The 25,900-nt window shown below is 69.5% G+C and carries 21 protein-coding genes; 16 read left to right on the top strand and 5 right to left on the bottom strand.

Features of this window, described 5'->3' with window-relative positions:
- Positions 1 to 2: 2 nt before the first annotated feature.
- The 5 genes from AB0B61_RS02025 to AB0B61_RS02005 all read left to right on the top strand — a co-directional run bounded on the left by AB0B61_RS02025 (position 3) and on the right by AB0B61_RS02005 (position 4,413).
- The gene (locus AB0B61_RS02025; RefSeq protein ID WP_358426513.1) at positions 3 to 632 is read left to right on the top strand and encodes a methyltransferase domain-containing protein; all 630 of its coding nucleotides are present in this window, start codon (positions 3 to 5) and stop codon (positions 630 to 632) included.
- A 253-nt stretch (positions 633 to 885) separates the two neighbouring features.
- Entirely contained in the window at positions 886 to 1,719 is an 834-nt protein-coding gene (locus tag AB0B61_RS02020) for a transporter substrate-binding domain-containing protein (RefSeq protein WP_358426510.1), read from the top strand.
- A gap of 15 nt (positions 1,720 to 1,734) precedes the next feature.
- Positions 1,735 to 2,382, top strand: a complete 648-nt coding sequence (locus AB0B61_RS02015; protein WP_358426507.1) for an amino acid ABC transporter permease — start codon at positions 1,735 to 1,737, stop codon at positions 2,380 to 2,382.
- A gap of 14 nt (positions 2,383 to 2,396) precedes the next feature.
- Entirely contained in the window at positions 2,397 to 3,191 is a 795-nt protein-coding gene (locus tag AB0B61_RS02010; RefSeq protein WP_357943100.1) for an amino acid ABC transporter ATP-binding protein, read from the top strand.
- Between the two features lie 121 nt (positions 3,192 to 3,312).
- The gene (locus AB0B61_RS02005; protein WP_358426504.1) at positions 3,313 to 4,413 is read left to right on the top strand and encodes a HoxN/HupN/NixA family nickel/cobalt transporter; all 1,101 of its coding nucleotides are present in this window, start codon (positions 3,313 to 3,315) and stop codon (positions 4,411 to 4,413) included.
- Positions 4,414 to 4,416: 3 nt separating this feature from the next.
- Here the strand turns inward: AB0B61_RS02005 and AB0B61_RS02000 are convergent, their stop codons facing one another.
- The 3 genes from AB0B61_RS02000 to AB0B61_RS01990 all read right to left on the bottom strand — a co-directional run bounded on the left by AB0B61_RS02000 (position 4,417) and on the right by AB0B61_RS01990 (position 7,043).
- Positions 4,417 to 5,829 carry a hypothetical protein gene (locus tag AB0B61_RS02000; RefSeq protein ID WP_358426501.1) on the bottom strand — a complete coding sequence of 471 codons (1,413 nt, stop codon included), beginning with the start codon at positions 5,827 to 5,829 and terminating at the stop codon, positions 4,417 to 4,419.
- A 54-nt stretch (positions 5,830 to 5,883) separates the two neighbouring features.
- Entirely contained in the window at positions 5,884 to 6,573 is a 690-nt protein-coding gene (locus tag AB0B61_RS01995) for an AraC family transcriptional regulator (protein ID WP_358426498.1), read from the bottom strand.
- 269 nt (positions 6,574 to 6,842) lie between these two features.
- Positions 6,843 to 7,043, bottom strand: a complete 201-nt coding sequence (locus AB0B61_RS01990) for a heavy metal-associated domain-containing protein (protein ID WP_357942286.1) — start codon at positions 7,041 to 7,043, stop codon at positions 6,843 to 6,845.
- A gap of 77 nt (positions 7,044 to 7,120) precedes the next feature.
- Between AB0B61_RS01990 and AB0B61_RS01985 the strand changes: the two genes are divergently transcribed.
- The 9 genes from AB0B61_RS01985 to AB0B61_RS01945 all read left to right on the top strand — a co-directional run bounded on the left by AB0B61_RS01985 (position 7,121) and on the right by AB0B61_RS01945 (position 18,971).
- Complete coding sequence (locus AB0B61_RS01985) at positions 7,121 to 8,293, top strand: FAD-dependent oxidoreductase (protein WP_358426495.1); 1,173 nt, start codon at positions 7,121 to 7,123, stop codon at positions 8,291 to 8,293.
- A 42-nt stretch (positions 8,294 to 8,335) separates the two neighbouring features.
- The gene (locus AB0B61_RS01980) at positions 8,336 to 9,208 is read left to right on the top strand and encodes a F510_1955 family glycosylhydrolase (RefSeq protein WP_358426492.1); all 873 of its coding nucleotides are present in this window, start codon (positions 8,336 to 8,338) and stop codon (positions 9,206 to 9,208) included.
- Between the two features lie 251 nt (positions 9,209 to 9,459).
- Complete coding sequence (locus AB0B61_RS01975; protein ID WP_358426489.1) at positions 9,460 to 10,833, top strand: MFS transporter; 1,374 nt, start codon at positions 9,460 to 9,462, stop codon at positions 10,831 to 10,833.
- A gap of 166 nt (positions 10,834 to 10,999) precedes the next feature.
- On the top strand, positions 11,000 to 12,718 hold the full coding sequence (locus AB0B61_RS01970) for a VanW family protein (RefSeq protein ID WP_358426486.1): 1,719 nt from the start codon (positions 11,000 to 11,002) through the stop codon (positions 12,716 to 12,718).
- A gap of 371 nt (positions 12,719 to 13,089) precedes the next feature.
- The gene (locus tag AB0B61_RS01965; protein WP_358426483.1) at positions 13,090 to 14,685 is read left to right on the top strand and encodes an ABC transporter substrate-binding protein; all 1,596 of its coding nucleotides are present in this window, start codon (positions 13,090 to 13,092) and stop codon (positions 14,683 to 14,685) included.
- Positions 14,685 to 15,644, top strand: coding sequence for an ABC transporter permease (locus tag AB0B61_RS01960; protein ID WP_358426481.1), 960 nt, complete (start codon positions 14,685 to 14,687; stop codon positions 15,642 to 15,644). The genes AB0B61_RS01965 and AB0B61_RS01960 overlap by 1 nt, the downstream gene beginning before the upstream one ends.
- Positions 15,641 to 16,492: an ABC transporter permease gene (locus AB0B61_RS01955; protein WP_358426478.1), complete on the top strand. Its 852-nt coding sequence runs from the start codon at positions 15,641 to 15,643 to the stop codon at positions 16,490 to 16,492. The genes AB0B61_RS01960 and AB0B61_RS01955 overlap by 4 nt, the downstream gene beginning before the upstream one ends.
- Entirely contained in the window at positions 16,489 to 18,183 is a 1,695-nt protein-coding gene (locus AB0B61_RS01950; protein ID WP_358426475.1) for an ABC transporter ATP-binding protein, read from the top strand. The genes AB0B61_RS01955 and AB0B61_RS01950 overlap by 4 nt, the downstream gene beginning before the upstream one ends.
- A gap of 32 nt (positions 18,184 to 18,215) precedes the next feature.
- A complete protein-coding gene (locus AB0B61_RS01945) occupies positions 18,216 to 18,971 on the top strand; it encodes a (2Fe-2S)-binding protein (RefSeq protein ID WP_358426472.1) in 756 nt (251 codons plus the stop codon).
- 345 nt (positions 18,972 to 19,316) lie between these two features.
- On the opposite strand, the gene AB0B61_RS01940 is transcribed toward AB0B61_RS01945, so the two are convergent.
- Positions 19,317 to 20,012 (bottom strand): helix-turn-helix domain-containing protein, encoded by a 696-nt coding sequence (locus tag AB0B61_RS01940; RefSeq protein ID WP_358426469.1) that lies wholly within the window; start codon positions 20,010 to 20,012, stop codon positions 19,317 to 19,319.
- A gap of 56 nt (positions 20,013 to 20,068) precedes the next feature.
- On the opposite strand from AB0B61_RS01940, the gene AB0B61_RS01935 reads away from it, so the two are divergent.
- Positions 20,069 to 21,178 carry an alpha/beta hydrolase-fold protein gene (locus AB0B61_RS01935; RefSeq protein WP_358426466.1) on the top strand — a complete coding sequence of 370 codons (1,110 nt, stop codon included), beginning with the start codon at positions 20,069 to 20,071 and terminating at the stop codon, positions 21,176 to 21,178.
- A 109-nt stretch (positions 21,179 to 21,287) separates the two neighbouring features.
- Positions 21,288 to 22,457, top strand: coding sequence for a histidine kinase (locus AB0B61_RS01930; RefSeq protein ID WP_358426463.1), 1,170 nt, complete (start codon positions 21,288 to 21,290; stop codon positions 22,455 to 22,457).
- 61 nt (positions 22,458 to 22,518) lie between these two features.
- Here the strand turns inward: AB0B61_RS01930 and AB0B61_RS01925 are convergent, their stop codons facing one another.
- Positions 22,519 to 25,848 carry a BTAD domain-containing putative transcriptional regulator gene (locus tag AB0B61_RS01925; protein WP_358426460.1) on the bottom strand — a complete coding sequence of 1,110 codons (3,330 nt, stop codon included), beginning with the start codon at positions 25,846 to 25,848 and terminating at the stop codon, positions 22,519 to 22,521.
- Positions 25,849 to 25,900: the final 52 nt, after the last annotated feature.

Raw genomic sequence — 25,900 nt, 5'->3', positions numbered from 1 at the left:
GGATGGAATCGAGGCCACGCGACGAACGGTTGCGCCGCTACTGGGACAAGCACTCCGGCTCCTACGACAAGCAGATGACCTTCCTCGACCGGAAGGTGTTCGGAGACACCCGTTCGTGGATCTGCGGGCAGGCCGGCGGCGACACCCTTGAGGTCGCCATCGGGACGGGCCTGAACCTCCCCCTCTACCCGGAGGACGTACGGCTGACCGGCATCGATTGGAGCCCGGCCATGCTGGACATCGCCCGGCGCCAGGCCGCCTCCCTGGGCCGGGAGGTGGACCTGCGTGAGGGGGATGCTCAGGCGCTCGACTTTCCGGACGAGAGCTTCGACACGGTCGTCGGCACCTTTTCCCTTTGTGCGATCCCTGATGATCGGCGGGCGGTCGCCGAGATGGTGCGCGTACTCCGGCCTGGCGGCGTTCTGCTGCTCGGTGACCATGTGGCCGCGTCAGGGTGGCCGGTCCGGGTGGCTCAACGCCTGATCGAACTGGCGACCGTGCCCCTGGGAGGCGAGCACTTCCTGCGCCGCCCCATCGAGCGGCTACCTGATCACGGCCTGACCGTTGAACGTCACGACCGGTTCAAGCTCGGCATCGTCGAACGGTTGGCCGCCCGGAAACCTCCCGGGTGACCAACGTACGGCTATGAGATGGCGAACACCGAGATGTCCGTAAATTTGGCACCTTCACCAGCGATCACTGGCAGAAGCCGTCAACAACCCCCTCCCGAGCAGGAGGTTTGGAAAATTACCCCTGGGGGGTACTTGACGCTTCGGACATAATGGCCCACCGTATACGCCATGGACAGATAAGCCCCAACATGGGGATGTCCACGGTTCACGGGGGTTCAGAGCCGGGCGACTGCTGCGTGACAAGGAGCCCACTGTGGCGAAAAAGGTACGTATTCAACCCCTCCTGGCGGCAGGCCTGTCCACCGCCTTAACGATCACCCTGTCGGCGTGCGGCCACAGCTCCGCGGATGCCGCCGACCTCCTGCGGCGGGTCAAGGAGTCCGGCACCCTCCGGGTGGCCCAGACGCAGGCCAATCCGCCGTGGAACTTCCTGGACGACGGCAAACCCGCGGGCTACGACGTCGACGTGGCCAACGAGCTCGCCAAGCGGCTCGGCATCGCCAAGGTCGAGTTCGTCGCCTCCAACTACCAGAGTTTCATCGCGGGCGTTCAGGCCGGCCGGTTCGACGCCGTCGTCGCCGGTCAGACCATCACCCCGGAACGTGCCAAGCAGGTGGACTTCTCCCGCCCGTACCAGGTCAACGGGATCTCGATCTTCGTGGCCGACGCCAATTCCGACATCACGGGGCTGACCGACCTCCAGGGCAAGAAGATCGCGGTGACGGCCGGGACCACACAGGCGGCCTTCGCCAAGAAGAGCATCGCCGACGCCGACATCAAGACCTACGACAACGCCACACTCGGGCTGACCGAGGTGGCGCGGGGGCGGGCCGACGCCGTGCTGGCGTCACGGTTCCAAGGGGCGTTCCTGGCGGCGAAGAACAACCTGAAGGTCAAGGCCGCAGGGCCGCTGCTCGAATCGGAGGTCAACGGGATCTCCTTCGCGAAGGGCTCGGCGAGCTTCAAGCAGGCCGTCGACAAGGCGCTCAACGACATGATCGCTGACGGCACCCTGACCGCCATCTCCCGCAAGTGGCTGGGCGGTCTCGACATGACGCAGGAACTGGCCAAGGTTCCGGCGAGCTGAGCAGGGAAGGTACTCATGGATCTACTGGTCGACTCCTTTCCCGATCTCCTCACCGGCATGATGATCACCCTTCTCCTCGGCGTGGTCTCCTTCATCCTGGGCAGCGTCCTCGGAGCCGCGATCGTGCTGGCGAAGATCTCCGGCAACCGCGTCCTCTCCGCCGTGGCGACCGCGTACGTCTCGGTCTTCCGCGGCACGCCGCTGCTGATCCAGATCATGATCATCTACTTCGGGCTGCCGCAGATCGGCCTGGAGATTCCGCCCATCCCGTCGGCGATCATCGCCTTCACCCTGTTCACCGCCGCCTACCTCAGTGAGAACTTCCGCGCGGGCATCCTCGGCGTCGACAAGGGACAGTGGGAGGCGGCGGCCTCGATGGCCATGCCGTACGGGAAGACGCTGCGCCGCGTCATCTTCCCCCAGGCCATCAGGATCGCCCTGCCGCCCGTGGGCAGCCGGTTCATCGCCCTGATGAAGGACACCTCCCTGGCCTCCGCGGTCACCGTGGTGGAGCTGACCAGGGTGGCCGAGGGCATCGGCACCTCCACCTTCCGCTACATGGACGCGCTGCTGATCGTCGGACTCATGTACTGGCTGATCAACACCCTCCTGCAGGTCGGCCAGCAGGCTCTCGAACGCCGGATGAGAAAGGCCTACGCATGACCAGCTCAGAACCCATCGTGAGCGTGCGCGGGCTGACCAAGCGCTTCGGCGACAACGAGGTGCTCAAGGGCATCGACCTCGACGTGCGGCCGGGCGAGGTCGTGGTGGTCATGGGCCCGTCCGGCTCCGGCAAGACCACCCTGATCCGCTGCCTCAACCTGCTGGAAGAGCCCGACTCCGGCACCGTCCGCCTGTGCGGCAACCACGTCGACTGCGGCACGCGCCAGGGCGGGCGTCGCGCCAGGGCCGCCCGGATCCGCGAGATCCGTCGGCATTCGGCGATGGTGTTCCAGCAGTTCAATCTCTTCCCGCACCTGACGGCGCTGCAGAACGTCATGGAAGGCCCGATCTCCGTACGGAACGTGCCCCGCGCCGAGGCGACCGAGCTCGCCCGGCGGCTGCTCGCACTGGTGGGCCTCGGCGACAAGTGCGACTGCTACCCCGCCACGCTGTCGGGCGGCCAGAAGCAGCGCGTCGCCATCGCCCGGGCACTGGCGATGGAGCCGCAGGTCATCCTGTTCGACGAGCCCACCTCCGCGCTGGACCCCGAATTGCACGCCGAGGTCCTGCAGGTCATCCGTGACCTGGCCGGAAACGGGATGACCATGGTCATCGTGACGCACGAGACCGCCTTCGCCCGCGATGTGGCCGACCGGGTGGTGTTCATGGACGGCGGGAACGTCATCGAAGAGGCTCCCCCGCAGCGCTTCTTCACCGCGCCCGCACATCCCCGCGTACAGGCCTTCCTGCGCCTCATCGGCCCTTCGCACAACGGCCGCCCTTCACTCGAGAACGTGGAGCGAACGTAATCGACCTCGCGGTGCCCGGGAGCTGACCCCGGGCACCGCGAACACCGCTTCATCTGCTATGCCATCTAGTAGCAAATATTCGGCAGTTGCTAGATTTGCGCAATAGCGATGAAGGGCTCCCATGCAGACCAGCAGCCGGCGATTCACCCGGACCGACGTCCTACGCCTGGTCCCCCTGCTCGGCGTGGTCGCCGCTCTCCACGTCGCGGGGTTCGGGCTGTTCGCCTACTACAACGCCCAGCCCGCCTACCACAACCTGACCGACGGCCGCGGCCAGCTCGTCTTCGCCTCCGCCGCCGGGATCGTCTACCTGCTCGGCATGCGCCATGCCTTCGACGCCGACCACATCGCCGCCATAGACGACACCACCCGGCTCCTGCTGCAGAAGGGCCGGCCCTCGCAGGGCGTGGGGCTGTTCTTCTCCCTCGGCCACTCCACCGTCGTGCTGGCACTGTCGGTGGCGGTCGCGTTCGCCACGCAGGCGGCCGTGCGGTTCCAGAGCTCGTTCGCCGACATCGGTGGCATCATCGGCACCACCGTCTCAGGCGCCTTCCTCTACCTGGTGGCCGGGCTGAACCTGGTCATCTTCGCCGGCATCTGGAAGATGTGGCGACAGGTACGCCAAGGCGCCTACGAACCGGAGCGGCTCGAACGCCTGCTGGCCGAACGCGGCCTGCTGAACCGCCTGCTCAAAGGCCGCTACACCCGGCTGATCAGCGCCAGCTGGCACATCTACCCGGTCGGCCTGCTGTTCGGGCTCGGCTTCGACACCGCCACCCAGGTCGGCCTGATCGGCGTCTCCGCCGGAGCGGCCGCGGGCGGTCAACTCCCTCCGCTGGCCATCATCTCGCTGCCGTTGATCTTCGCCGCGGGCATGTCGCTGTGGGACACCCTCGACGGCGCGTTCATGGCCCACGCCTACAACTGGGCCTTCAGCAACCCGCTCCGCAAGATCTACTACAACCTCTCCACCACCGGCCTGTCCATCTTCGTCGCCTTCGCCGTCGGCACCGTCGAACTGCTCGGTGTCCTCGCCGACCAACTCGGCCTGGCCGACCGTCAGCCGTGGGCCGCTCTTGCCGCCATCGACCTCAACACGATCGGGTACGGGATCGTCGGCGTCTTCCTCCTGACCTGGCTGGGCAGCGTCGCGTACTGGAAGCTCGCCAAGCTCGAACAGCGGTACGCCCAACCGGTGACCGCCGAAGCCGACCTCCGATGACCATCACGCGCGGCTTCGTCGGGCCAGGTACACGGTCAGTGACAGCATGACCAGCCCGGCCAGATACAAGCCGACGCCCGCTGCGATCTGCCCGCCGGTCACTACCGCCTGACCTGCTGGAAGGTAGATGTCACGTCTCTGCCGCACGACCTCGCGGTCAATCGGGAGCCAGGCCTCGACCACGCCGCCCCGATAACGCATCTCCGCGTACAGGAACCACAGGCCCTCCTGGTCGACCCGTACCTGGCCGCGGCATCCATCAGGTGTCGAAGCAAGCGGACCGGCGATCTCCTCTCCGGCTCGGCGAGCGACCACTCTGAGTGGCGTCATACCCCCACACCCCTCGACCGTGAGCGTCATCCCCCCAGAGCCGTCCGAGGTGCCGGTCAGCACGGCTGTAGCGACAGCCTGCCCCTGTCCGGGATCGTGCGCCGAAGCAGGCTGTGGATCCAGGACGCTCAGACCGAGCGGCAGCAGCAGCGTGACGACCGCGACCGCGCCACGCGTCCGGCGCTCGCCCAAGATCACAACCGCGCCGAGGGCGGCCACCACCAACGCGGGCACGAGCACGGCGTCGGGACTGACGCTGCCGATGCCCAGCACGGAGGACAGGTAGGAAGTGACGGCGGCCCCCGCCGCTCCCGCCGCGTAAGCGGTCACGGGCCGCCGCCACGGCAGGTCGATCGCCGCCAGACCGACGACGGCCAGCGGAAGGTCGGGGCTGGTACGCCCGAGGGCCGGCAGCAGCCCGGTGATCACCAACCGCGCGAGCACGTAGACGCCGACCGCTCCCGCCACGAGATGCCGGCGCGGTGCCAGCGACCGCAGCAGCACGGCCGCGTACATCGAGCAGACCAGCAGCACAGGGAAGTACAGCACCTCGGAGAACTGCGGCACGTCCGTCTCGAACTCCATCACCGACGTGACAGCGCTGCCCAGCAGCAATGCCCCGCCGGCCCACCACAGCGGTCGAGGGCCGTCCGTCCGCATGCCCGCGAGCACTCCGCCGATCAGGGCCAGTGTGCTGAACACGGTCAGCATGTGGCTCGGGCTCCACAGCACCGAATCCCGGCCGAAGGCGTCGTGCCAGAGTGCGTCGACGGGCGCGGAAGCCAGCGTGGCCACGCCGCCGACAGCGGCGATGAGCAGCGGAGGTTGTCTCAGCACGGCGATCAGCGATCGCGTACGCCATAGGGTGAGCAGACCCCAGCCCGCCACTGTCAGCCCCACGACGGCCACCGCTCCATACAGCAGTAGGTGCGGCGGTATCAGCGCGTCGTCCCTGCCGATATCGGTGTGCCAGGCATCGTCCCAATATGTGGCGAACAGCGAGGTGAAGCCGGCCGCCACCACGAGGACGACCGCGGCGGGAGAAAGGCGCTGTGGCGCTGCGTCGTCCGGCATGTCATCAGTCATGCCGTCAGCCTGGCCCTGCCGCCTCCTCGATTACTTGTACGGAGCGGCTGACCCTCACTCCCAGCTCATCCCGCGAGCCAGCACCGAGGGTGCCAGTCCGAACATGGCATGCGTGACCCGGGTCAGATGGGCGCTGTCGGTGAACCCGGCGGCGTGCGCGGCAGCTGTCAGCGAGCCACCTGCGCGTACGGTGTCCATCGCCGCGCGCAGCCGCGCCCACCGTACGTACGCCGTGAACGGCAACCCCCATTGCCCACTGAACAGATGCCCCAGCCTGCTGGGCGACAGGGCCACCCGCGCCGCCAGGTCGCGCAGCCGCAAAGGACCGGCGATGCCCCGCCCGACCAGCTCCATCACCTGCCGGACCACCCGATCCGGAGAGGCGGCGCGCACCTCGCTCAGCAACGCCAGCGCCGCATCGGCGAACCTCTCATCAACCGGAAGCGCCAGCAGGCCGGCCACCAGGCTTTCCCCGTCGCCCTCCAGAAGAGCCGGATCGAGATAGACGGACGCTCCGAACGCGTCCTCGGCGCGCATGGCGTGCGGGACGCCGGCGGGTATCGCCACTGCCGACACGCTCCTCTCGGCTGCCCGCTCGTCGGTGAGGATGACGCGGCCCGAGCTGACGACAAGCAGCTGCACGGCGGCATGCGCGTGAGCGCGCGCGTCGCCGAGCCTGCCGATGTACACCAAAGCGCCCGGCCGCAGCCACACCGCTCCCGTCCATGACGCCGTGTCAGCCATGGCTACGATGATAGATAGTAGTAACGGGTTGGGCGCAGCAATCCCATCAAAGGGGATTGACGACCATAAGTCGGTGAATTGTAACCAATTCACCGACTGGGAGATCATCGCCGCAGATGGCTGGCCGGCCCTACGCATCGAGGACCTCATCCAATTGGCGTTCGTCCGCTGGCGGTGACCAGTTGAGACCGGCCGCCTCGTAGCATCCTGCCGGGTGCCGCCAAGGAGAGGCACGGAACCCGGCAGGATGCGGTTCGCCAACGAGCCGATCAAACGGCGGTCAGTTCGTAGCCCGCCTCTTCGACGGCATCGCGAACCAGGGCCTCTTCGGCGGTTCCGGCCACGGTGACCGTGCCGCTGGTCAGGTCCACCTCAACGTCGGTGACCCCGTCCACCTTGGAGATCTCCGACTTCACCTTGCCCGCGCATCCGCCGCAGGTCATTCCGCTCACCTTGTACGTGCTGCTCATGGCATCTCCTCTTGGTTCAGTTAAGCCCCCTGGGGGTATTTTGCATCATATACCCCCTATAGGTATAGTCCGCGACCATGAGAACGCTGAACACCATTGCCGTCGTCGGTGCCTCCCTGGCCGGCCTGCGTGCCGTGCAGACGCTCAGGCGGGAGGGCTTCGCGGGCGACATCACCCTGATCGGCGCCGAGCGCCACCTGCCCTACAACCGCCCGCCCCTGTCCAAGAGCATGCTGAGGGGTGACGAAGAGATCACCCTGCCCGGCGCCGAGGAGCTCGGCGACCAGTGGCTGAAGGGCCGCCAAGCGGTGCGTCTGGACACCTCCGCCCGGCGCCTCACCTTGGACGACGACAGCGAGCTCGGCTACGACGGGCTCGTCATCGCCACCGGCGCCCGCCCGCGCCGCCTGCCCCACCACCCCGACGGCGTCCGCACCCTTCGCACCATCGAAGACGCTCTGGCCCTGCGCGCCGAGCTACAGGCCGGGCACGAGCGCGTCGTGGTCATCGGCGGCGGTTTCATCGGCGGCGAGGTGGCCTCGACCGCCCGCGCCCTCGGCCTGGGCGTCACCCTCGTCGACTCCTCCCCTCACCCCATGACGAAGGTCCTGGGCACCGAAGCGGCGCGCTGGCTCGCACGCCACCACCGCGACAACGGCGTCGAGCTGGTCGGCGACACGCGCGTGACCGGTTTCGAGGGCAACGGCCGGGTGACGGGCGTGCGGTTGGACAACGGCCGGACGCTGCCCGCCGACCTGGTCATCGCGGGCATGGGCGTCACCCCGAACACCACCTGGCTGGAGGGCAGCGGCCTGACGCTGAGTGACGGCGTGGTGTGCGACGAGACCCTGTACGCCGCCGACAACGTGGTGGCGGCGGGCGACGTCGCGCGCTGGCCGCACGGCCTGTTCGGCGGCGAACTCGTACGCGTCGAGCACTGGGCGAACGCCAACGACCAGGGCGCCCTCGCCGCCCTCAACCTCCTGGCCGGCCCGGAGAACGCCAAGCCGTACGCCGACCTCCCCTCCTTCGCCACCCACATGCACGGCGCCCGCATCCAGACCGCCGGACTGCCGCACCTGGCCGACGAGAGCCGCCTGGTAACCGGGGAGCCGGACGAGAACAGATTCGCGATCGCCTTCGCCAGGAGCGGCGTGCTCGTCGGCGCCGTCGCCGTCAATGCCCCCAAGGACCTGATCCGCCTCAAGCGCGCCACCGCCGCGGGTGACCACCTGGACGCTGTCGGGTGACCCAAGGACGCTATCTACGATAGCCGATAGTAGCATTCAGCCATGCAACATGTGGGTCGGCGGCTGCTTTCGGCAGCCGCACTGAGCTTCGCCTTGGTCGCGTGCGGACAGGCGGCTCCAGAGCACGGCGGAACGAGCGGGTCGCCGGACCTCGGGGTCGGCCACGTCCACGGCGTCGGCGTCGATCCGGCCGATGGCGTCCTCTACGTCGCCGGGCATTACGGGCTGTTCACGGTCACCTCCTCGACCACCGTCGCCCGCGTCGCCGACCGGGACCAGGACCACATGGGCTTCACGATCACCGGTCCCAAGACCTTCCTGGCCAGCGGCCATCCCGCTGCCGAGGACGTCTCCTCCGGTCGTCCGCCGCACCTCGGACTGGTCCGCTCCACCGACGCGGGGCTCACCTGGAAGACGATCTCGCAGGACGGCTCCGCCGACTTCCACTCCCTCCAACTCGCCGGCGAGAACCTGTACGCCTTCGACAGCCAGACCTCGAAGGTCTGGCGCAGCGGAGACGGCGGCGCCACCTGGACGCAAGGCGCCAAGGACAAGATCCTCGACCTGGGCGTGAGCGCCAACGAGCCCACCCGCCTGTACGCCACCACCCCGGAAGGCCTGAAGGTGAGCGAGGACGGCGGCGTGAACTTCGTCGAGGTGACGACGGCTCCGCTGCTCAGCCATGTGGACGCCCTGGTCACCGGCCTGGTCGTCGGCGCAGGGGCCGACGGCCGCATCCACACCAGCCAGGACGCCGGCAAGACCTGGACCGCCGTCGGCAGGCTACCCGGCCAGGCCACCGCGTTCACGGCCGTGGACCGTCAACGCCTGCTGGCCGCCCTGGAAGACGGGACTGTCCTGGAGTCCAAGGACGGCGGCAAAACCTTCACCACGGCCTTCGCCCCCGCGAACTGACCCACCGCCCGGCCCCTCTCTACGGGCCAGAGCGCGCTTATCTACCTCCCGGTCGTCGGCGTCGGAGAAGTCGGGCAGGTCGGGGATCTCACCGAGCTGGCGCAGTCCTGCCGTCGTCGAGGTTGCCGAGCTCGAATTCGTAGATTGACATATACCCCCTCCTGGTATAGAACACCCTTGATGCGAATACCCCCAAGGGGTATATGGTTCGGCGCTTGATGGTGACTGCGGTTGCCCGGGAGGAGACGGACATGGGATTGTTCGCGATTCGCGACTACCGGCGACTGTTCAGCGCTCAAGTCATCGCGTTGTTCGGTACCGGTTTGGCTACCGTCGCGCTGGGGCTGCTCGCGTACGAGCTCGCAGGTCCGCGTGCCGGTGCGGTTCTCGCCACCGCGCTGACGATCAAGATGGTCGCGTACGTGGTCGTCGCACCGCTCGCGGCCGCGTACGTCGATCGGCTGCCCAGACGTCGGTTTCTCACGATCCTCGACGCGGTGCGCGCTCTGGTGGTGATCGCGCTGCCGTTCGTCACCGAGGTGTGGCACATCTACGTCCTGATCGGGGTTCTCCAGACCGCGTCAGCGGCATTCACCCCGACGTTTCAGGCGGTCATCCCCGACATCGTGACCAAGGAGGCCGACTACACCCGCGCCCTGTCCGCATCGCAGGTGGCCTACACCATGGAGAGCCTGTTGAGCCCCGTGCTCGCGGCTGTGGCGCTCACCTTCATGTCGTTCAACCTGCTGTTCATCGGCACCTCCGTCGGGTTCGGCGTGTCCGCGCTGCTGGTCCTGTCCACGCGCATCCCCAACGCGCGCCCCAGTTCACACACGAACGCCTGGGACCGGGCCGTGGCGGGGATCCGCACCTTCGCGGCCACCCCGAGCCTGCGCGGCGTCATGGCACTGAACCTCGTGGTCGCCGCCGTCGGCTCCATCGTCGTCGTCAACACCGTGAACTACGTCCGCGACGTTCTCGGCGGAGCCCAATCCGACGTGGCCTGGGTGCTCGCCGCCTCCGGAACGGGGACGCTGCTCGTGGCCCTCGCCCTCCCGCGCGTCCTGGACCGGGTGGCGGACCGGTTCGTGATGCTGATCGGTGCCGCCGTACTGATATTCGCGGTCGGCGCGGCGGTCACGATGTCCGCGGCGAGCGTCGCCGCATCACTGCCGACCGGGGTGATATGGGCAGCGATCGGCGGCGGGATGGCGCTGATCATCACGCCGACCGGGCGGGTGCTTCGCCGGGCGGTCGATCCCACCGGAATTCCCGAGGTCTTCGCCGCCCAGTTCTCGCTGTCCCACCTGGCCTGGCTGGTCACCTATCCCATCGCCGGATGGGTCGCCACGCAGGCGGGCTTCACGATCACCTGGACCGTGCTGGCGGGCCTGGCGGCAGTCGGAGCTGTCACGGCACTGGCGGTCTGGCCGCGCGACGAGAAGGTCGAGGCCGGAGGGCGTACGGCAGCGGCGGTCCAGCCGCGCGTCAGGAAGGCCGATGCCGGGGGCCGCGCCGCAGCGGTGGTTGCTTCCGCCAGGACCGAGGTCGCCACGCGGGAAGTCGCAGAGGCCGCGGAGGGCACTCTCGCGGCATGCCAGTGCGCCTGCGTTCGCACCGTCTGAGTTGCCGCAGTCGCCTTGGTCGCGTGCGGACAGGCCTCTCCAGAGCACGACGGAACAAATGGGTCGTCGAGTGGCAGGCTTCCTAACTATCTACGACTTGCGCTAGTACGGTAGTTAGACTTCGCGCCATGTGCCATGTCGATCCACGATCTCGTGGGGCCCTGCGATGAGCCCGCGTGCCGCTCTGGCGCAGCAGGCGGCGCCCAGGAGCGGCCGCGCGGGAAGGCGCCGACGCCGCTGGATACTCGTCGCGGTCGCATCGGTCGCCGTCATGGCTGCGGCTTATGCCGTTCCCGCGATCGCCTTGGGGGGTCAGGTGCCGTCCGGCACCAGCATCGGCGGCGTAGACGTCGGCGGCCTGCCGGAAGCGGACGCTCGCGCCCGGCTGGAGCGTGAGCTCGGCAAGCGGGCCACCCGGCCGATGGCGCTGTCCGCGGCAGGCAAGACGACACGGCTGACCCCCGCCGAGCTCGGGCTGGGGTTCGACATCCCGGCGACACTCGAGGCGGCGCTGGGCGGCGCGGGCAGCCCGGCCGGAGTCGTCCGGTCGTTGTTCGGCGAAGACAGAGAGCTCCAGCCACGGATCACGGCCGACGAATCCCGCCTGACCACCCGGCTCGCCGTTCTGGCCAAGACGATCGACCTCAAGCCTCGCGAGGGCGGCGTGCGCTACCAGGGCCTCGAACCGCAGGTGATCCCCGCCAAGTCGGGCCGCGCCCTCGACCGCGACGCCGCCGCACGGCTGGTCCGCGAGGCCTTCCTGGGAAACCGCGCTACGGTCGCGCTGCCCCTCCGCACGCTACCGCCCCAGATCTCGTCGGCCGAGGTGCGTCGCGTCGCGGGCTCCATGGCCACCGCGGCGGTCGCCAGTCCGCTGACCTTGGTCAACGGCGACAGGAAAGCCAGCCTGACCCGCGCCCAGCTGGCCGCCGGGCTTCGCTTCGTCCCCGACGGGCAAGGCAGCTTGCGCCCCTCCTTCCGCAGCGGAGAACTCCTTCCTGACTTGCAGAAACAACTCGTCCCGGCAAGCCATCAGCCCCAAGACGCCTCCTTCAAGATCGTGAAGGGCAAGCCGCGCGTCGTCCTCGCCCGTCCCGGCCGGGGCATCGACGCGAAGGCTTTCGGCGGGGCGGTCTCCGCCGCCCTGGCGGCCGGCCAGCGTGAGGTGAAGGTGCCGGTGGCCGAGGCGCAGCCCCGGTTGACCACCGAGCTGGCCAGGAAGCTGGAGGTCAAGGAGAAGGTCAGCACCTTCACCACCCGCCACCCGTGCTGCGCGCCACGAGTGACCAACATCCACCGCATCGCCGACATCGTGGACGGCCATGTGGTCATGCCCGGCGAGACGTTCTCGCTCAACGGCCTGGTCGGCAAGCGTGACAAGGCGCGCGGCTTCGTCGAGGCGCCGATGATCCTGAACAACCGGTTCGTCAACGACGTCGGCGGCGGGGTGTCGCAGTTCGCCACCACGATGTTCAACGCCGTGTTCTTCGGCGGATTCCAGGACGTGCAACATATGGCGCACCAGTACTACATCACCCGCTATCCAGCCGGCCGCGAGTCCACCGTCTCCTATCCGCAGCCGGACTTCCGCTGGCGCAACGACTCCCCGTACGGCGTGCTGATCAAGACCTCCTACACCAGCACGTCGATCACCGTGGACTTCTGGAGCACCGAACGCTACGACGTCACCGCCCAGAGTTCGGCCCGCTACGACGTCAAGACCGCCCCCTCCCTCACCGACTCCGGCAAGGACTGCATCCCCATGGGCGGCGCGGAGGGCTTCGCGATCGATGTCTGGCGCATCTTCAAGAAGGACGGCAAGGAAGTGCGCAGGCAGAAGTTCCACACCGTCTACGCCGCCGAGCCGCGTCTGACATGCAAGTGAGACAGGCTCTCCGACGGCGCTCATTCCGAAGCTGAGCACGGCTGGTTATCGCCGTCCTCCGCCTGACGCTTCTCCTCCGCCACAGCCTGGCAGGGCAACTTACGATGAACCTTCGTAGTTGCCCGCCAGTGCGGGACGGTGGCCGCCCAAGGTAGCCGTCCGGCCGGGCGGTCACCTGGGTGATCAGCCCACCATATACGCAGCTCAGCCGACTGAACAGCTCCCCTGCGGGGAATTGTGGTGTTAACCGCACTGGCACTTGTATCTACGGAAAATGCCTATAGAGTCACCTGAAACCCCACCCCTGCCACCGAGGACGTCTCAACCCCTCATACCCCCCGGAGGTTTCTTTGCATCGCCGCTTTCTGAGTTTGATCGCCACAGCGGCAGCCCTGACGGCGCTGGCCGGCTGCGGCACCGGCAGCCAGCCGCCCCCCGGTGGAAAGGCCCCGGCAGCGGCGAAGAGCCTCACCATCGCCATCTCCTCCGACGAAGGCACCTTGACCCCGTTCACCAACCAGACCGGTTACCCGGGCAACAACCTGGTGAAGCTGATCTTCGACACGCTCGTCGTCGTCCAAGGTGACGGGGTGACGCCGCTGCTGGCCAAGGAGCTGCGGACCACAGACAACAAGGTGTTCACGATGCCGCTCCGTCAGGGCGTCGCCTGGCACGACGGCAAACCGCTGACCGCCCAAGACGTCGCGTTCAGCGTCGACTTCTACAAAAAGCACATGGAGGGCGACTCCTCGATCGACCTACGCCCGATCGAGAACGTGACCGCGTCCGGCGACACGGTGACGATGACGCTCAAGGCGCCCGACCCGGAGTTCCCTCGGCGGATCCTGGCCGACATGGCGATCCTGCCTGAGCACGTGTGGTCGTCGGTGACCAAGGTCAGCGAAGCCGGGACCGACAAGGCGATCGGCACGGGCCCGTACAAGCTGACCAAGTACGACAACGCCCGCGGCTACACCTTGACGGCCAACACCTCGTACGCCATGGGCAAGGCGAAGGCCGACACCGTGAAGATCGTGGTCATTCCGGAGGAGTCAACGCAGTTCGCGGCCCTGCGTACCGGCGAAGTGCACATGTCCACCAAGATCGTCCCGCCGCAACAGCTCTCCGCGCTGGAGAAGCAGCCGAACATCGGCGTGGTGAAGGGCACCGAGTTCGCCTCCACGCTGCTGGCCTTCAACACCGGCCGGGCTCCGTTCGACAAGCCCGAGGTACGCCGCGCACTGGCCAAGGCGATCGACGTGACCGATCTGGTCAAGACCGCTCTGCTCGGTCAGGGCACGCCCGGCAACCCCGGCTTCATCCACGCGGAATCGCCCGTCAAGCCCGATCGACTCGCTCCCCTCTACGACGCCGCGGCGGCCGGGCGGGAGCTCGACGCGCTGGGCGCCAAGCCCGGCACCGACGGGATCCGGGTGCTCGACGGCAAGCCGATGTCGTACGAACTGCTGGTCCAGAGCACCTCCACCGACCGGCTGCGCAGTGCGGAGCTGATCCGGGACATGCTCAAGACGGTGGGCGTCGCGGTGAAGGTCACCGCACTCGACCCCGACTCCCTGGACGCCAAGGTGTGGCCCGACTACGACGTGAGCAAGGGCCGCAACTACGACATGTCGATGTGGGGCTGGTCCGCGCCGGTCATGCTGAGCAGCGGATCGATCGCCCAGCTTCTCGCCTCGGATCCGGAGGACGGCTCGCTCAACGTGGTGGGGTTCAAGAACGACAAGGTGGACGAGATCGTACGGACGCTGACCTCCGCCGCCACCCTGGAGGCCAGGACCGCGACGGCCAAGCAGCTTCAAGCCCAGATCGCGGAGCAGATGCCGTTCCTCACCCTGTACTACCGCAATGGCGCCTACGCCTTCCGCAAGGACGTCTACAGCGGCTGGACGTGGCAGAACGGCTCCGCGGCGCTCAACAAGTTCTCGCTCGTCGATTTCAAGCTCTGATGGGCTGGAGATACCCGGCGGGCCGGTTCGCCGAGTACGCGGCGGTGCTCGGGGTGGCGCTCACGCTGAACTTCGCACTCCCCCGGGCCCTGCCGGGCGGGCCGCTGAAGCTGTTCGGCAGCCCTGAGGCGCTGGCCCGGCTCACCGCGGACGAACGCGCGCAGATCGCCACCCAGTACGGCTTCGGCAAGCCCCTGCCCGAGCAATTCCTGGATTACCTCACCGGCGTCTTCACCCTCGACCTGGGCACGTCGTTGTCCGATGGACGGCCGGTCACCGAAACGCTCGGCGAGGCGCTCCCCTGGACCTTGCTGCTCGTCGGCACCAGCATCGTGGTGACCGCGCTGGTCGGGGTCACCCTCGGCGTGGTGGGCGCGCTACGCAGGCGCGAAGGCAAGGGCTCTGGCCTGCTGAGCACCGCGATCGTGCTGGACTCGCTCCCCCAGTTCTGGCTGGGCATGTTGCTCATCGTCCTGTTCGGGGTGCAGCTCCAGTGGCTGCCGACCTTCGGCGTGTCGGGTGTCGAGGGCGTGACCGTCCAGGGCGTGCTGCTGCACCTGATCCTGCCGGTCAGTACGCTGACGCTGACCGGCATGGGCTACCTGTTCCTCTACACCCGCTCTTCTCTGCTGACCGTGCTGACCAGCGAACCCATCCAGCACGCGCATGCCCGGGGCGTGCCGTACGGACGGCTTGTCCGGCGGCACGCGCTGCGTCCGGCGCTGCTTCCCGTGCACACGATCCTCATGATGGAGATCGGCTTCCTGGCCGCGGGCTCGATCGTGGTGGAGACGGTCTTCGCCTATCCCGGGCTCGGGCGGCTGACGTTCGGCGCGATCTCGGCCCGCGACTACCCGCTGATGCAGGGCGCGTTCCTGGTGCTGACACTGCTGGTCGTGCTCATGAACGCGCTGGCCGACGCCACCTACCCGCTCCTCGACCCCCGGGCCCGCCGATGATGCTCCTACGCTCACCACGCCGCCGGCTCCTGGGTGTCCAGGGCCTGATCGGAACCGGGATCCTCACGGTCGTCCTTGGGGTCGCCCTGTTCGGACTCGCACTTCCCGACGACGCGGGACGGGCCCGGGTCGCGGAGCCGTACGCCCCTCCCGGGGGTGGGCTGCCCCTGGGCGCCGACGATCTGGGCAGAAACCTGCTCGACCAGCTCATCGTGGGCGCCGGCACCTCGTTGAGCCTGGCGTTCATCGTCGCCGCGGCCACCACACTGCTCGCCGCGCTGGTCGGCGGCGCCGCCGGGATCGGGCCGCGTTGGCTGTCGGCCACGCTGATGCGCGGCACCGACATCATGCTGGTGCTGCCCGAGCTGATCCTCTACATCCTCGCGGCGGCCTTCCTCGGCCAGTCGTTCGGCATGCGGGTGGCGATCCTGGCGCTGATTCTCTGGCCGGTCCCCGCCCGCGTGCTGCGCGCCGCCGTACTGACGGCATGGTCGCGAGGACATCTGGAAGTGGCCCGCGCCATGGGCGCGCCGCGCTGGTGGCTGCTTCTGCGGCACGGCTCCTACCTGATCGGCCCGCTCCTCATCCCCGTTTTCGTGCGTACGGCGATGCGGGCCGTCATCTACGACGCCACCCTGTCCTTCCTCGGGCTCGGCGACCCGACGGCGCCGAGCTGGGGCACCACGCTGTACTGGGTGCAGACCAACGGCGTGTTCCTGTCGGACGCGTGGCTGTGGTGGGCGCTCCCGCCCGGCACCGCGATCTCGCTCACCGTTCTCGCCCTCGCCCTCATCGGCACCGCCGTCGAGGAACGTCTCAACCCCGCGCTGAGAGAGGCCGCCCGATGACCCTGGCGCTGAACGAGCTCACCGTCGGCTACGGCGGCCTGATCGCGGTGGACGGGATCAACCTCGACGTCGCGGACAGCGAGATCGTGGCGCTGGTGGGCGAGAGCGGCTGCGGCAAGACCTCGCTCGTCCGCGCGCTCCTGGGGCTGCTCCCCCGCACCGCCACGGTGACCGGCTCCGCCCTGCTCGACGGCGAGCACGAGCTGACCGGCCGCGTCGACTGGCGAGGCATACGCGGCAGCCAAGTGGCGATCGTGCCACAGGGCGCGATGACCGGCCTGAGCCCCGTCCACCGGATCGAAGCACAGCTCACCGAGATGCTCACCTTGCACGGCGGCCAGGCGCAGCCCGGTGACCTGCTCGAACGCGTCGGCCTCCAGCACGGCATGCTGCGCCGCTACCCACACGAACTGTCCGGCGGGCAGCGGCAGCGGGTCGCGATCGCTCTGGCCCTGGCCGGCGAGCCCCGCCTGCTGATCGCCGACGAGCCCACCACCGGGCTGGACGCGATCACCCAGCGGCAGGTCCTCGCGCTGTTGTCCGGGCTCGGCATCAGCACGCTGATCGTCTCGCACGACCTTGCCGGGCTCATGCCGTACGCGGACCGGGCCGCGGTGATGTACGCGGGACGGCTGGCCGAGGTCCGCTCAGCCGGCACACTGTCCCGCGAACATGCCCACCCGTACACCGCCGGCCTGCTCACCGCCACGCCGGTCGCCGACCGGCAGGTGCCGTGGGGCAGCATCCCCGGCTCGGCACCCGCGCTCGAACTGCTGCCGGACGGGTGCGGGTTCGCCCCGCGCTGCCCGCTCGCCACCGACCGCTGCACCTCAGAACAGCCGCACCTTCGCCGGCACGGCGAGGCGCAGGTCGCCTGCCACCACCCGGGCAAAGCGTCCTATCCGGTGGTGCCGCGGGCCGAACATGCTCAAGGGCCGCCGGTGGTGCGCGTCACCCAGGTGCGGCACGCGTACAGGACCCGTTCGAGAACGGTGGAAGCGCTGCGCGGCGTGGACCTCGACATCCACGCCGGCGAGATCGTCGGCTTGGTCGGCGAGAGCGGATCCGGCAAGAGCACCCTGGCCAGGATCATCCTCGGCCTGCTCCACCCCTCCGAAGGCCAGGTCGAGATCTCCGGCGAAGACCTGACCGCTCGACGCGGCCGGGCGCTGCGCCGGCTTCAGCGGCGGATCGGCTTCGTGCATCAGGACCCGTACGACGCGCTCCATCCCGGTATGCGGGTCGCGAGCCTCGTAGCGGAACCGCTCGTACTGGCCGGTGTAAAAGGAGAACAACGGGTGCGGGACGCCATCATCGCTGCTGGACTGCCGGAAACCTCCGAGTTCCGCCAACGCTTCCCGGGTCAGCTGTCGGGCGGACAGCGGCAACGCGTGTCCATCGCGCGAGCACTCGCCGCCGACCCCATCCTCCTCATCGCCGACGAGGCCACCTCGATGCTGGACGTCTCCACGCGAGCAGGCATCGCCACCACGCTGCGCGCTCTGGCCACGGACCGCGGCTTGGCGGTCCTGTTCGTCACCCATGACCTCGGTGAGGCGGTGCAGTCCTGCGATCGGATCGTCGTGCTGCGCAACGGCACCGTCGTCGAGGACGGCGTCTCGGAGGACGTCGCCCGCGCCCCTTCCCACCCGTACACCGTGCAGTTGCTCGAAGCGGCTCATCAGACATGAAGGACCTCAGACATGAAAGACAAGGACGGCAAGTGACGGACGTCTTCACGCGACTGGAGTCCTTCGGCGAACGCTTCCGGCTCGAACAGGGGCTCGCGCCAGGAGAGGACTGGATCGCCTGTGACCGGCTGCTGGATCCACGGTCGGAGGAGCTGGGCCGGCTTCTCGAAGCCGAGCGCCGGGCGAGCGGCCAGGTTTCCGATCACGCTACCGCGCTCACGGTCATGGCCGTGTACGCCGGAACCGTGACGGCGGCCGCGGTGCTGGCCTGGGCCGTCGAGGGCGTGGTCATCGACATGCGTCCGCAGAACGTCGCCATCCGGTTGTCCCCCCATCACGGCTTCGAGGCGGTCGGGCTGCGCGAGCCCCGTGTCGCCGAGGCCTCCGTGACCACCCTGGTCGAATGGGTCCTGGACGACCATCTTCTGCCGCTCGCGCAGGCCATGCGGGTTCGTACCCGAGCCGGACTCCGGCAGCTTCATGGTGGCGTGGCGCATGGCTGCGCGGCGGCCTTCTGCATCGCCAGCAGACGCGGCGGGGAGGTCGATCAGCTGGAGAGCGCCTACAAGACCTTCTCAACCGCGTCCACCATCGACCTCGACCGCCTGGGCAAGGTCGTCCGGCTCGCGGCAGACGACCGGAAGGGGCTGTTCTACCTGCGCGACACGTGCTGCCTGTACTACACCTCCGCGGAGGAGACGAAGTGCTCCAGCTGCTGCCTGGACAGCGTGGACCAGCGCATCGCCAACTATCGGCGGGTTCTGGTCGAGGGCGTCATCCCGCACTGAGGCGGTTGGCGTGCGGGCAGTAGGCGGCGATCTCGGGGGAGGCGAGAGGCACGTCACCGCCAGATCCGTGGGAAGGCGAGCCCTGGGTCAGTCCTCGCCTACCACGGTCAGGTCGTCATCCAGCGCGGCGGCGATCGCCGCCGCGCGGGAATGATCGTCCAGCCGTCGCGTCAGGTAGGCGCAGCCGTGCCCGTGCTTGAGCAACCACCAAGCGGCCGAACCGCCGATCTAGATAGAAGAAAGCCCCCTCCACGATGGAGAGGGCTTTCAATCCGGGGGCTGTTCAGCCTTGCGGCTGGCCGAGCCCAGAGTCAGCACGCCGGGCCGGCTCTCCAGACCACCGGATCACTCAACGGAAGTGTCGAAGCCCGCCGGGCCTACTTTGCGCTCCAAGATTCTGATGATCTTGCCGGATTCGTCATTCTCGCCCGGGACGTAGAACGGCTTTCCGTCGCGGCCGAAAGTGATCGCCGACGGGCCGCCGTCCCAGGTGCCCAGGACGTGGGAGGCCGAGTCGAAGGTCACGAACGGCTCCAGGTCCAGCGTGCGGGCATAGTCGACCGAGCCGAAGACGAGATGCTGAGCCAGCTCGATCGGCGCCTCCTGCCAGCCCGCGTAGTCGCTGAAGAAGTATTCGCGGAACCTGCTGAGCTGCCGGTCGTCAATGACGTCCGGCCCGATCAGGTCCTTGACGCCCGTGCAGTAGACGTCGGCGAGGTAGCCGCAGACCGTCATCCGGTCCCACTTGTGGCGCCGGGCCACCAGCACGCATACCTTGCCCTCCAGCCCGTCGGCATCCGGCTTCTCGTCGATCCAGCCTCGGGCGGGGTCGACGGTGAGGCCGTTGCTCCAGCCGACGTTGATCCAGCAGCCGACCACCTCGGGCTCCCCCGCCGCCGCCGCGCTGCCCTCGGCCGCCACGGCCCGGACGAGCGGGGCCACCACCGACGGCGACACTCCCAGCGTGCGGGCGATCTCCTTGGGAGACCGGCCTTCGGCTCGCAGCTCGCGTACCCGGTCCTTCAGTTCTGCGCTGTCCACGGAGGAAGCCTAGCGACCTCCGGCGCCCCGAATGGCCGCGCAACGGCAAAGCGGAGGTGCAGGCTGATCTTCAACTGCTCATCGGGGATCGACATCTCGGCCGGCTGCCACCGGCCAACGAGAGGAAGCTCATGCTGCCCTGGTCCGACGAGTTGGCCGGCCGCCTCGACCACAAGGTCATCGACAGCGCGCTGCTGCGCGGCAACCCCCTCGGGGACCCGCATGAGCGGCCCCTGTACGTGTACGTCCCTCCGGGGTACGACGATCACCCCGAGCGGCGCTATCCGGCCATCTATGTGCTGCAGGGCTACACCGCGCATGTCTCCATGTGGTTCAACCGGACGCCGTTCCGGCGGACGTACCCGGAGCTGGCTGACGGCGTGTTCTCGGCCGGCGATGTGCCGCCCGCGATCGTCGTCTATGTCGACGCGTGGACCTCGCTGGGCGGCAGCCAGTATCTCGACTCGCCCGCGACCGGCCGCTACCACTCCTACCTGTGCGACGAGGTCGTACCGTGGGTGGACGCCCGCTACCGCACGCTGGCCGGCCGCGACCACCGTGCGGTCACCGGCAAGTCCAGTGGGGGCGGCGGGGCGATGGTCACCGCCATGCTGCGGCCGGACGTGTTCGGGGCGCTGGCCACTCATGCGGGCGACTCGCTGTTCGAGGTCAGTTTCCGGTTCGGGCTGCCGGACATCGCGCGTCGGCTACGTGACATGTACGGCGGTTCGTACGACAAGTTCCTGTCCGACTTCCGGAGCAGGATCGCCGGGACCAGGGACGGCGACCTCGAACTCATGGAGATGTACGCCTACGCGGCGGCGTACTCGGCCGACGAGGACGGCACGGTCCGCCTGCCGTTCGACGACACGGGTGCCGTCATACCCGAGGTGTGGGAGCGCTGGCTGGCCCGCGACCCGGTGGTGATGGCGGCGCGGCCCGAGTACGCCGAGGCGCTGCGGTCCATGCGGGCGATCTGGGTCGACGCGGGCACCAGGGACGAGTACTACCTGGACTTGGGCGCCACGGCCTTCCGGCGGGCGCTGGAGGCGGCGGGGGTGCCGGACGAGCGGATCTACTTCGAGCTCTTCGACGCCGGGCACGGCGCCATCGAGTATCGCTACCCGCTCGCCCTGGCCTGGCTGAGCCGCCGCCTCTCGCCTTGAGACCGCTGCCTTTCGCATGAGGTCCCGCCTCTCGCCTGGTGCCCGCCGCCTCTCGTCTTGAGGTCGGCGGCAGCGCCAGGCCGAGCGGGGTCCCGTTAGGCTGGCGGGCGTGTCTCGACTGACGGCCTCTTTGCGGCTGATGGCGATGACGGCGCCGTGGAGTCGACGGACGGATGTCGTGCTGGCGGGACTGCTGGCCGGGTTGTCGTTCGTGCCCGGGATCGCTCATCAGGGCGTCGATCTGGCGGACCTGCCGGACCTGCCGCTGGACGCGGTGGGCGTGCTGCTGATTCTGGCGCAGAGCCTGCCGTTGGTCATGCGGCGGCGGTGGCCTGCCGGGTGTCTGGCGGTGGTCGGCGGGGCGTTCATAGCGTTTCAGCTGCTGCGCTATCCCACGGCGTTCGCGGCGCTCGGGCTGATCGTCGCGTTGTACAGCGCGGGCGCCCACCTGCGGCGTCGGTCGGTCGCGGTGACCGTGGCCGTGGTCGCGGTGGTGGCGTACGTGGGGCTCGCTGTCGCCTTGCATGAGTTGGGGTCGCCGGAACGTCCGCTGGACTACACGACCTTCCTGCTGTTCCTGGTGGCGTGCTGGGCCGCTGGTGTCGTCGTACGGGAGCGGAGCGCCGCCGACGCGGAGCGAGTACGGCTGGCCGAGGCGGCTGTCGTCGCGGCGGAGCGTGCGCGGATCGCGCGGGAGCTGCACGACGTGGTCACCCACCATGTGACGGCGATGGTGGTCCAGGCCGACGCGGCGCAGTTCCTGGCCGGGCAGCCCGAGCGGGTCGCGACCGGCCTGGCGGCGATCAGCGAGACCGGCCGCCATGCGCTGACCGACCTGCGCTACCTGCTCGGCGCGCTGGACGGGACGCCGGACGCCGACGGAGAAGGCCGCGAGCCATCGGTGAGCAAGCTGCCCGATCTGGTGGCGCGGACCCGGGGCGCGGGGCAGCCGGTGGAGCTGGTCGAGGACGGGCAGCCGGGCGCCATGGAGAAGGCCGCGGAGGTGGCCGCGTACCGGGTCGTCCAGGAGGCGCTCACCAACGCGGTGAAGCACGCCGCCGGCCGGCGCACGCTCGTCTACGTGCGCCATGGCGAGGAGTGGATGGACGTGGAGGTCACCACGGACGGACCCAGCCGCCCCGGACTGGGCCGTGGTAGCGGGCGGGGGCTGGTCGGGTTGCGGGAGCGCATCAGTGTGGTCGGTGGTGAGCTGAGCGCCGGGGCACGGTCCGGCGGCGGGTTCACGGTTCGGGCCCGGATCCCGATGGGCCTGCGATGAGCGCGATCCGGGCGATGGCCTTGACGGCTTTACGAGGCTCGGGCTGATTGCCTTGATGGCGTCACGGGCTTAGGTCGGCCGCGTCCTCGAGTTTCAACCTGCCGCCCCGCTCGTACGCGATGCCGAACGCCGCCTCCCCCAACGCCTCCACAACCACCTCGGTGACCCGCGTGATCTCGGCCACCTCCGACGGAGCGGCGGGCGTCTGGTTGTGCTCGCGGACGGCCGCCGCCAGCCCCAGCAACCTGGCTGCCCGTTCGTGGGCGCCCCCGGCGGCCACCGCCGAGGCCAGGCCCTCCACGGCCCACGTCGCCGAGCGCGGGTCGCCGATGCGCTGCGCCGCCGTGAGCGCCTCCAGGTGCAGGTCCCTGGCGGTCGCGGGGTCGCCGCGCCGCTCGATGAGGAAGCCGAGCTCGACGAGCGTGTCCGGCAGGTGCAGGGCGGGCTCGACGCCGGGACCCCGGGCGATCCCTTCGAGCAGGTGGTTCAGGTGCTGCTCCGCCAGGTCGAGGTGGCCGCCCCGGCGCTCGGCGTAGGCGAGCCCCATCTCGGCCATGATCGAGGTCTCTCGATGGCCCTGGCCGGAGGCGATGTGCAGGGCCCGGCCGCACAGCTCCATGGCCCGCTCGAACTCACCCGCCCCCAGCGCCATCCAGCCCAGCCAGGCGGTACGCCCGGCCACCTCCGGCCAGAGCCCGAGGTCCTCCGCCATCCGCAGCCCATCCGCGAACAGCCGCCTGGCCCGCTCCGCGTCGCCCCCCATCTCGGCCAGCCCGCCGAGCCACTCAGTGGCCTGGAGCACACCCCACCGGTCGCCGAGCTGCCGGAACAGCCGCGCGCTCTCCTCACCGTCGCGTTCGAGAGCCACGAAGTCCCGTCGCGTGAAGGCGTCCCGCGCCCGGCAGCTCAAGGCGGCGGCGATCCCCCACTCATCGCCCATGGCCCGGAACGTCGCCAGCGCGCTCGTCACCAGCTCCTGCCCGGTCACCATGTCGGGCAGCGCCGAGCCGAGAAACCACTCGGCCCTGGCCCGTACGCCCGGATCCTCCACCCGATCCACAGCGGACCGCCAGTCGACGTCCTCTCCCAGCATGACGGCGAACCCGGCCCACCACGCCCCCGCCCTGGCCCGAGCAGAACTCGACACATCGAAGTCCTGAACAGCGTCCCCGACGGCCAGGGCCGACTCCAGGGATCGGCGCCCCTCGGCCAGCCGGCCGCGCAGCACCCAGTACCAGGCCAGCGCGTTCACCAGCGCCAGCGCACCGGCCGCGTCGCCCGCCGCCGCAGCCGCGTCGAGCGCCGACCGCATGTTCGCGGCCTCCGCGTCCAGCCGCAGCAGCCACTCCCGCTGGGCGTGCCCGTACAGAAATGGCTCAGCCTGTACGGCCAGCGCCGTGTAGTAGGCCGAGTGCGCCTGCCGTACCCGATCCAGCTCACCCGCCCCCGACAGCCGCTCCAGGCAGTATTCGGCCACCGACTCCAGCAGCCGGTACCGCATTCCCCCCGTACCGTCGGCCACGACCACCAGCGAGCGGTCGACCAGCCGCGCGAGCAGGTCGAGCACGTCGAGCCCGTCCTCCGCGCAGGTCTCCTCCGCGGCTTCCAGTGTGCAGCCGTCGGCGTGGACGGCCAGGCGGCGCAGGACGGCGCGTTCGGGCTCGGTCAGCAGTTGCCAGCTCCAGTCGATCACCGCCATCAGCGTCTGCTGACGCGGCGGCGCGCCCCGCCGGCCGGAGGCGAGCAGCCGGAACCGGTCGTCGAGTCTGGCCACCACCCCGTGCACGCCGAGCGCGCGTACCCGCGTCGCGGCCAGCTCAAGAGCCAGCGGGATCCCGTCGAGCCGCCGGCAGAGCTGCGCGACCGCCCCGGCGTTGCCCTCGTCGAGGGTGAAGCCACGGGCCGAGGCGGCGGCGCGCGCCACGAACAGCTGAGCCGCCTCGGACCGCGCCACCTCACCGGGGTCGACGCCGGCCGGTACGTCCAGCGGCGGCACACTCCACAGCACCTCACCGGCCACCGCCAGCGGTTCCCGGCTGGTGGCCAGCACGCGCAGCCCGGGAGCGGCCCGCAGCAAGCGGCCGGCCAGCTCGGCGACCCGCTCGATCACGTGCTCACAGTTGTCGAGGACGAGGAGAAGCTGCCGGGAGCGGAGCGCATCGGCCAGCCGGTCGACCAGGGGCGTCCCGTCGGACTCCTCCCGGATGTCGAGCGCCGCCGCGACGGTCTCCGCCACCGCCTGAACGTCGAGCGCCGCCGCCGCATTCTCCGCGACCGCCCACCCGTCAAAGCCCGGTGCCCGTCCGGCGAGGTCCGAGGGTCGCCAGTCAAAGCCCGGTGCCCGCCTGGGGAGGTCTGAGGGTCGCCCGTCGAGGTCCGGTGCCCGCTCGTCGGCGTCCGGCGAGCGCGTACCCCGGTCGAGGGGAGCCAGCTCGACCAGCCACGTGCCGTCCGCGTACGCGTCGGCGAGCCGGGTGGCGGTCTCCAGCGCCAGCCGGGTCTTGCCGACGCCGCCGGTGCCGGTCAGGGTGACGAGCCGGTTGCTCTCCAGCAGGGTACGGACCTCGGCCAGCGCGTCGTCCCGGCCGATCAGGTCGCTGAGCGAGGCGGGCAGGTTCGTGGCGGGCCGGTCGGCCGGGCCGCTCAGCGCCGGGTCCTGGCCGAGTATGGCCTGGTGCAGCGCGGCCAGCTCGGGCCCGGGGTCGAGGCCGAGCTCCTCGGCCAACCGTTCGCGCAGGTCGGCGTAGCTGGCCAGCGCCTCGCTCTGCCGTCCCGCGCGGTACAGGGCCCGCATGTGTACGGCCCGCAGCCGCTCCCGCAGCGGATTGCGGGCCACCAGGTCGCCGAGCTCGCCCACGAGCAGGCCGTGCTCGCCCAGCTCCAGCCGCGCCTCGGCCTGCTGTTCCAGGGCGGACAGCCGCTGCTCCTCCAGCCGGAGGATCGCGGACCTGGTGTACTCCTCGTCGGCGAAGTCGGCGAACGCCGGGCCGCGCCACAGCGCCAGCGCGTCGGACAGCAGCTCCGCCCTGGTCCGCGGGCTCTTGGCCGTCTCGGCGCGGGCCAGCAGGTCGGCGAACCGCGCGGCGTCGACCGTACCTTCGCCGGCCTTGAGCAGGTAGCCGGGCGCGCGCGAGACGATCAGGTGCTTGCCGCCCGGCTCGGCCTCCTCCAGCGCGCGCCGCAGCTGCGAGACCCGTACCTGGAGCGCGCCCGCGGACTTGGCCGGCGGTTCGCCGGCCCACAGGTCGTCCACGAGCCGGTCGGCCGACACCGGCCGGCCCTCGTCCACCAGCAGGTCGGCGAGCAGCGCGCGGACCTTCAGCCCGGGGATCGTGACGGGCTCCCCCTGGTCGGTCCATACGGCCAGCGGCCCGAGCACCCCAAAGCGCATAAGGGCCACCTTAAGCGGACGAGAAGTGGATCTGAAGGCCGCTCCAGCACCG

Source organism: Nonomuraea sp. NPDC049158, from assembly GCF_040648335.1.
In the GTDB taxonomy this organism is placed as follows: domain Bacteria; phylum Actinomycetota; class Actinomycetes; order Streptosporangiales; family Streptosporangiaceae; genus Nonomuraea.
Note: the sequence above shows the minus strand (reverse complement) of the source record. Positions and strands in the feature narration are given on the sequence as shown.

Excerpts from the sequence above, each read along its gene's own strand:
- AB0B61_RS02025 (WP_358426513.1), top strand. The coding sequence starts at position 3 with ATGGAATCGAGGCCACGCGACGAACGGTTGCGCCGCTACTGGGACAAG.
- AB0B61_RS02015 (WP_358426507.1), top strand. The coding sequence starts at position 1,735 with ATGGATCTACTGGTCGACTCCTTTCCCGATCTCCTCACCGGCATGATG.
- AB0B61_RS02005 (WP_358426504.1), top strand. The coding sequence starts at position 3,313 with ATGCAGACCAGCAGCCGGCGATTCACCCGGACCGACGTCCTACGCCTG.
- AB0B61_RS02000 (WP_358426501.1), bottom strand. The coding sequence starts at position 5,829 with ATGACTGATGACATGCCGGACGACGCAGCGCCACAGCGCCTTTCTCCC.
- AB0B61_RS01995 (WP_358426498.1), bottom strand. The coding sequence starts at position 6,573 with ATGGCTGACACGGCGTCATGGACGGGAGCGGTGTGGCTGCGGCCGGGC.
- AB0B61_RS01990 (WP_357942286.1), bottom strand. The coding sequence starts at position 7,043 with ATGAGCAGCACGTACAAGGTGAGCGGAATGACCTGCGGCGGATGCGCG.
- AB0B61_RS01985 (WP_358426495.1), top strand. The coding sequence starts at position 7,121 with ATGAGAACGCTGAACACCATTGCCGTCGTCGGTGCCTCCCTGGCCGGC.
- AB0B61_RS01980 (WP_358426492.1), top strand. The coding sequence starts at position 8,336 with ATGCAACATGTGGGTCGGCGGCTGCTTTCGGCAGCCGCACTGAGCTTC.
- AB0B61_RS01975 (WP_358426489.1), top strand. The coding sequence starts at position 9,460 with ATGGGATTGTTCGCGATTCGCGACTACCGGCGACTGTTCAGCGCTCAA.
- AB0B61_RS01970 (WP_358426486.1), top strand. The coding sequence starts at position 11,000 with ATGAGCCCGCGTGCCGCTCTGGCGCAGCAGGCGGCGCCCAGGAGCGGC.
- AB0B61_RS01960 (WP_358426481.1), top strand. The coding sequence starts at position 14,685 with ATGGGCTGGAGATACCCGGCGGGCCGGTTCGCCGAGTACGCGGCGGTG.
- AB0B61_RS01955 (WP_358426478.1), top strand. The coding sequence starts at position 15,641 with ATGATGCTCCTACGCTCACCACGCCGCCGGCTCCTGGGTGTCCAGGGC.
- AB0B61_RS01950 (WP_358426475.1), top strand. The coding sequence starts at position 16,489 with ATGACCCTGGCGCTGAACGAGCTCACCGTCGGCTACGGCGGCCTGATC.
- AB0B61_RS01925 (WP_358426460.1), bottom strand. The coding sequence starts at position 25,848 with ATGCGCTTTGGGGTGCTCGGGCCGCTGGCCGTATGGACCGACCAGGGG.